Raw genomic sequence first — 3,024 nt, 5'->3', positions numbered from 1 at the left:
CCTATGCCGATGATGCCGATCACGAAGGTCAGCAGGAAGCCGCCGAACTGGTCCGAACGAATGGGTTCGAGGCCGAACAGGCCGCCCCACAGCAGGACATAAGCGATGGCCGGGAACAGCCCCGAAAACAGGAGCCACCAGCGCCGGTGCGCCGCACCCCCGAAACGCCACGCCAGCAGCCCCGCCGCCGCCATGATGGTGGCTGTCGGTCCCAGCGCGGACAGGATGTCCGCGCCCCCCGTCGCGGCGGCCCAGAGGGCGAAAAGGCCCTTCGCCACCACCAGCGCCGCGGCAATGCGCACGAGGTTTCTCATGTCCGGATAGAGCACCGGCACCAGCGCCGCGATCAGCCCCATGGCCGTCACGTTCACGCGCCAGCGTTCCTCGACCGGGTAGAAGCCATAGATGAGCTGCGGGAACCGCTCGCGGATCACCGCGAAGCAGGCGCCGCCCGCGCCCTCGCCGTGAGCGGCGGCGATGATCGCGCGACACTCGCTCAGCGAGCCGGCGTTCCAGACCGAGTGCAGCACGGCCCATTGCACGAGACCCGGCACGAACCAGAGCACGATCGCCAGGGAGCCGAGTGTCATCAGGCCGTTGGCCGGGGACGAGAAGAGATTCTCGCGGATCCAGGCGATTGGCCCCACCGAGGAGGAGGGCGGCGGCTCCGGTTCGTGGAATCGCTCGGCGACATAGGCGACGGTGCGGGCCATGTTCTAGCGCTCCACCAGCTTGACGCGGGAATTGTACCAGTTCATCGCGCCCGAGATGGTCAGCGAGGCTGCGAGGTAGAACAGCATCAGCAGCAGGATCGCCTCCATCTCGCGCCCGGTCTGGTTGAGCGTGATGCCGCCCAGGGTCCCGGTCACGTCCATGTAGCCGACCGCGATGGCGAGCGAGCTGTTCTTGGTGAGGTTGAGGTACTGCGAGATCAGCGGCGGGATGATGACCCGCAGCGCCTGCGGCAGCACCACCAGGTTCATGGTCCGGTTCGGCCGCAGCCCCAGCGCGAAGGCCGCCTCGGTCTGGCCATGGCTGACCGACTGTATGCCCGAGCGCACGATCTCGGCGATGAAGGCCCCGGTGTAGAGGGACAGCGCCAGCCACAGCGCGATCAGACTGTCGCGCATCATGATGCCGCCGACGAAGTTGAAGCCGCGCAGTTCCGCGTATTCGAGTGCGATTGGGCGGCCCATGACCAGAAAGGCCAGCAACGGCGGCAGGACGACGATGGCGAGGGTGATCCAGCCCACCGGCAGTTGCTCGCCGGTCGCGGCCTGGCGGGCGGCGGCCCAGTGGCGGACGGCCCAAGCCGCTGCCAACCCCAGCAGCGCGGCGACCACCACCGCCGAGGACCCGGCCTCCCAAAGCGGCCGGGGGGCGTAAAGGCCGCGGTTGGTCATCACGAAGGCCCCCGTCTCGAGGCCGCGATAGGCGTTGGGGGGCGGAAAGGTCTCGTTCACCGCCGCAGCGATCATCAGGATCCAGATCAGAAGCGGCACGTTGCGGAAGCCCTCGACGTAGATCGTCATGAGCTTTGCGAGCATCCAGTTCTTCGACAACCGCGCCACGCCCGCCAGAATCCCGACGATCGTCGCCGTGATGCAGCCGAGGACGGCGATGAGAAGGGTGTTCAGGATGCCCACGATCGCCGCGCGCCCATGCGTGTCGCGCGACGTGTAGTCGATCAGACGCTGGTTGATGTCGTAGGAGGCCGTCTCCCAGAGGAAGCCGAAGCGGAAATCCTTGCCGAGCGCCGCGAGGTTGTTGGCGACATTGCTGAACAGCCAGGCGAAGCCCAGCATCACCAGCATCAGCGCGATGGTCTGGATGAAGGTCGAACGGTAGCGCGCGTCGTTCCACAGCATGTCGATGCGGAAAGTCTCGCGCGGCGCCTCGGCGGCGATGGTCATGGGGGCCTCCGTCGGGCAGGGGCGGCGCGCCGGAGGCCGGCGCGCCGGGGTCGGCTCAGCGGAAGGGCGGGGCGTAGAGCAGGCCGCCGTCGGTCCACTGCGCGTTCAGGCCGCGCTCGAGCCCGATCGCGGTGTTGGGGCCGAGATGGGTCTCGAACGCCTCGCCGTAATTGCCGACCTGCGCGATGATCTGCGCGGCCCAATCGGCCTCGAGGCCGATCATCGCGCCGAGGGCGCCCTCGGTCCCGAGCAGGCGGTTGACCTCGGGATTGTCGCCCGCGGCCGCGGCGAGTTCCGCCACGTTCGCGGAGGTGACGCCGAGTTCCTCGGCCGCGATCATGGCGTTGAGCGACCAGCGCACGATGTCGCCCCATTCGTGGTCGCCGTGGCGGACCAGCGGGCCGAGCGGCTCCTTCGAGACGATCTCGGGCAACACGACGTGCGCCGAGGGGTCCTGGAAGGTGGCGCGCACGGCGGCGAGGCCCGAGGCGTCCGTGGTGTACACGTCGCAGGCGTTCGACAAGTACTTCTGCTGCGCCTCCTTGTCGTCGGACACCGGCACCGGATCGTAGATCATGCCGTTGGCGCGGAAGAAGTCGGCGAGGTTGAGTTCCGTCGTGGTGCCGGTCTGAATGCAGACCGTGGCGCCGTTCAGTTCCTTCGCCGAGGTCACGCCCAGCGCCTTCGGCACCATGAAGCCCTGGCCGTCATAGTAGTTGACGCCGGTGAACTCGAACTTGAGGTCGGTGTCGCGGGAAAAGGTCCAGGTCGTGTTGCGCGCGAGCAGGTCGACCTCGCCCGAGGCCAGCAGCGTGAAGCGCACCTGCGATGTGGCGGGGGTGAACCGGACCTTGGTCGCGTCGCCGAACACGGCCGCCGCCACCGCGCGGCACACGGCCACGTCGAAGCCGTCCCAGTCGCCGTCGGCCTTCGTGAACGAAAAGCCGGGCAGGCCGGTCGAGACGCCGCACTGGACGGCCCCGCGCGCACGCACCTCGTCGAGGGTCGACGCACCGGCGGCGCCGGCCCCCAATCCCGCAAGCGCCATCGCGCCCACAGCGATCACATTCCGCATGGCATACCTCTTCCCTGTTTCATGTCCGAGACGGAG

General features: G+C 68.3%; 2 protein-coding genes and 1 pseudogene. All 3 read right to left on the bottom strand.

Annotated elements, in window-relative coordinates; genetic code table 11:
* Window positions 1-713: pseudogene (locus V7Q31_RS18335) on the bottom strand (hypothetical protein); the annotation flags it as partial.
* Window positions 714-716: 3 nt separating this feature from the next.
* Entirely contained in the window at window positions 717-1,913 is a 1,197-nt protein-coding gene (locus V7Q31_RS18330) for an amino acid ABC transporter permease (RefSeq protein WP_333835284.1), read from the bottom strand.
* 55 nt (window positions 1,914-1,968) lie between these two features.
* Window positions 1,969-2,988 carry an amino acid ABC transporter substrate-binding protein gene (locus V7Q31_RS18325; RefSeq protein WP_333835283.1) on the bottom strand — a complete coding sequence of 340 codons (1,020 nt, stop codon included), beginning with the start codon at window positions 2,986-2,988 and terminating at the stop codon, window positions 1,969-1,971.
* Window positions 2,989-3,024 lie beyond the last annotated feature (36 nt).

Origin of the sequence: Rubrimonas sp. (assembly GCF_036788415.1) — a bacterium.
Lineage (GTDB): Bacteria > Pseudomonadota > Alphaproteobacteria > Rhodobacterales > Rhodobacteraceae > Rubrimonas.
Note: the sequence above shows the minus strand (reverse complement) of the source record. Positions and strands in the feature narration are given on the sequence as shown.

Bases quoted from the DNA above. Each gene is read 5' to 3' on its own strand.
- V7Q31_RS18330 (WP_333835284.1), bottom strand. From the start codon at position 1,913: ATGACCATCGCCGCCGAGGCGCCGCGCGAGACTTTCCGCATCGACATG.
- V7Q31_RS18325 (WP_333835283.1), bottom strand. From the start codon at position 2,988: ATGCGGAATGTGATCGCTGTGGGCGCGATGGCGCTTGCGGGATTGGGG.